The organism is uncultured Fretibacterium sp., from assembly GCF_938040765.1.
Classification (GTDB): domain Bacteria; phylum Synergistota; class Synergistia; order Synergistales; family Aminobacteriaceae; genus CAJPSE01.
In genome coordinates this window covers 1-2,868 of sequence record NZ_CALIAA010000235.1, presented here as the reverse complement: position 1 = coordinate 2,868, position 2,868 = coordinate 1, and the positions used below count along the sequence as shown (strand labels likewise).

The 2,868-nt window shown below is 64.0% G+C and carries 3 protein-coding genes; 2 read left to right on the top strand and 1 reads right to left on the bottom strand.

Going from position 1 to position 2,868, the window contains the following annotated elements; all coding sequences use genetic code 11:
* Positions 1-206: 206 nt before the first annotated feature.
* Positions 207-1,532, bottom strand: a complete 1,326-nt coding sequence (gene dnaA, locus Q0176_RS08065) for a chromosomal replication initiator protein DnaA (protein ID WP_299301281.1) — start codon at positions 1,530-1,532, stop codon at positions 207-209.
* Between the two features lie 353 nt (positions 1,533-1,885).
* On the opposite strand from dnaA, the gene Q0176_RS08060 reads away from it, so the two are divergent.
* A complete protein-coding gene (locus tag Q0176_RS08060) occupies positions 1,886-2,644 on the top strand; it encodes an acyl-ACP thioesterase domain-containing protein (RefSeq protein WP_299301278.1) in 759 nt (252 codons plus the stop codon).
* Positions 2,641-2,868: NAD-binding protein (locus Q0176_RS08055; RefSeq protein WP_299301276.1), on the top strand; the 228-nt coding region annotated here is incomplete at its 3' end. The genes Q0176_RS08060 and Q0176_RS08055, both read left to right, overlap by 4 nt.

Below are 2,868 nucleotides of genomic sequence, written 5' to 3'. Positions count from 1 at the left end.
GTCCTCGTGTTCTTTTTTTTAGAGTAGAGACAGCAGTAGTAGTGTTGAACAAGGTTGTGGATATCCTGTCCGCCGTACGTCGCCTGCGCTTTTCGGGCGGTGTGGGCCGGCGGTGGATCCGCCGTGGAGGACCTGTGGATTCCGTGTACGCTTTCGCGGTTTTCCGGGGAGGGCTGTGGAAAACTGTCGGCCGTCCCCATACGCCTTCACAACTTGTTCCGTATGTTGTCCACAGCCCGTTTCACGTCCGGGTCGGACTTGACGAGCTGCTCGATCTTCCTCTGAGCGTGGATGACGGTCGTGTGGTCCTTCTTGCGGAAGGCGTGCCCGATCCGCTGAAGGCTGATGTCCGTGAGTTCGCGGCAGAGGTACATGGCGATCTGTCGGGCCAGGGCGATCTCCGCCGTGCGCTTGGATCCGGTGAGGTCGTCCGGGTTCATGCCGAAGTTCTCGGCCACGACGGCCTGGATGCTCTCGATCGTCACGGGGCCCTTCAGGTCCATGCGGAGGATGTCCTTGAGCCAGACGGAGGTCTTCTCGATCGTGACGGCCTCCCCGGAGAGCTCCGCGCATGCGATGACGCGATTGAGGGCGCCCTCCAGCTCCCGGATGTTGCTGGGGATGTGCTGGGCCAGGAAGTGGATGACCTCGTCGGGCATCTCGTACTCCCGGGACAGGGCCTTTTTCTGGAGGATGGCGATGCGGGTCTCCAGGTCCGGCGGCTGGATGTCCGTCACCAGCCCCCAGGCGAAGCGGCTGATCAGCCGGTCCTCGATGTTCTGGAGCTCGGAGGGTTGGCGGTCCGAACAGATGACGACCTGCTTGTTGCCCTCGTGAAGGGTGTTGAAGGTGTGGAAGAACTCCTCCTGGCTCTGGCCCTTGTTGCCGAGAAACTGGATGTCGTCGATCAGCAGGATGTCCACGTTGCGGTAGCGTTCCTTGAACTGGGGCATCTTCGAGGAGCCGATGGCCTGGACGAACTCGTTCAGGAACTTCTCCGCACTGAGGTAGAGCGCCCTCAGCCCGTGCGAGCGCGAGAGCGCGTAGTGGCAGATGGCGTGCATCAGGTGCGTCTTGCCGAGGCCGACCCCGCCCCAGATGAAGAGCGGGTTGTACGCCTTTCCCGGCATCTCCGCGACGGCCAGGCTGGCCGCGTGGGCGAGGCGGTTGGACTTGCCCACGACGAAGGTGGAGAAGGTGTAGTTCGGGTTCAGGTTGGCCCGGTTCGGCTCCGGCCGGCTGGCCTCCTCGGCGCGGGCCACCCACTCCCGCTTCTTGTCCTCCCCCTCGGGGTGGACGCTGGCCCTGAGGCGGATGCCCCTGACCGCTCCGCCGGCTCGAGCGGAACGGTTCAGCTCGCCCAGAAAGTTCTTGGCGATGTACTCCTGCGTGAAGGGATTCGACGTATCGACCACCAGCTCGTCCTCCTCCAGGGCCACGGGCACGCACGTGGTCAGCCACAGCGAGACCGCGCCCTCCGGCAGAACGGCGCCCTGGACGATTCCGTCCCATAGTTCCTTCAGTTCCCTCATGTCCTTCTGCAATCCGTTTCACCCCTGCAATGGAGTCTGTCCCCCGTTGCGGCAGGCCGCAAAATACCGGTTTTCTCCCGGCCGTCCGGTCCGGAACGGCGTCTTTCGTTTTTTCCTCATGAGGTGCACAGGTTCATCCACAAAGAGTCTCCTGATTGGAGCTCGTTCAGCCCAATTATACACTTATCCACAGGTAAACCCCGGAAATGGTGTGGATAAATCCAAACGGGCGTCGGAACGCACCCCTCGAAGCGGAGCCGGTTCGTATGTCGGGAAGTTAATGATATCATGGTGCGAAAGAGGGCTTTTCGGAAAACGGAAAGTATGGATTGGGTAAGGAGGAACGCTGAACGATGTACGTCCGGGAATTGACGGTTCTGCCGTCCGACGCGTCCTGTCACGGCGAGCTGAAGCTGCATGGGCTGCTGAACCATCTGCAGGATACAGCCAGCTTGGCGGCGACCGGACTGGAGGGCGGCCCCACACAGGTGCTGGCCCGCGGCTACGCCTGGGTGCTGCTCCGCTACGAGGTGGAACTGCTGCGGCGCCTGCCGGAGATGGATGAGCGCTTCGTCATCAAAACCTTTCACGATATGAATCACGGCTACCATACCCTGCGCGTCTTCCAGGTGGAGACGCCGTCGGGGGTTCCGCTGGTCTGGGCCAAGACCTCCTGGCTCCTGCTGGACCTGGCGTCGGGACGGCCCGTGCGCCCGAAGGCCCACCTGCCCAGGATCGACGAGCGCTACACGGGCCCCATCGACCCGGACTTTCCCGACGTCCCGACCCCCGAACCGGACGTGCCCTGCACCGAAGTCCCCTGGCCCATCCGCTTTCACGACCTGGACGTCAACGCCCACGTGAACAACGCGGCCTACTCCGAGTGGATCTTCGAGGCCACGCCCATCGACCCGATGGAGTTCGAGCCCAGGGGGATTTCGGCGTCATTCCGGTCCGGGATCCGCTGGGGCGGCCGGCCCCGCATCCACATCGCGTCCCTGCCGGAGCGGGGAAGGGCGCGATCCTTCGCCTACCGCATCACGGACGACGGGCGTCCCGGCGAGAAGCCCATGACTCTGTTCTCCTGCAGCTGGGAGCCCTGTCGATCATGAACATCGTCATCGTCGGGGCGGGCGAGGTGGGGCGCAGCATCGCGGCCACCCTGTCCGGGGACGGACACAACGTCAACCTGGTGGAGCAGGACGCGGAGAGGGCCAAGCGCGCGGAGGACGAGCTGGACGTGCGCGTGATCCGGGGCAACGGGGCCAGGCCCCAGGTGCTGTGGGACGCGGGCATGCGGGAGGAGGCCTGCGCCGCGGACATCCTGGTGGCCTGC

Coding starts and splice junctions, on each gene's coding strand:
- dnaA (WP_299301281.1), bottom strand. CDS start 1,532: ATGAGGGAACTGAAGGAACTATGGGACGGAATCGTCCAGGGCGCCGTT.
- Q0176_RS08060 (WP_299301278.1), top strand. CDS start 1,886: ATGTACGTCCGGGAATTGACGGTTCTGCCGTCCGACGCGTCCTGTCAC.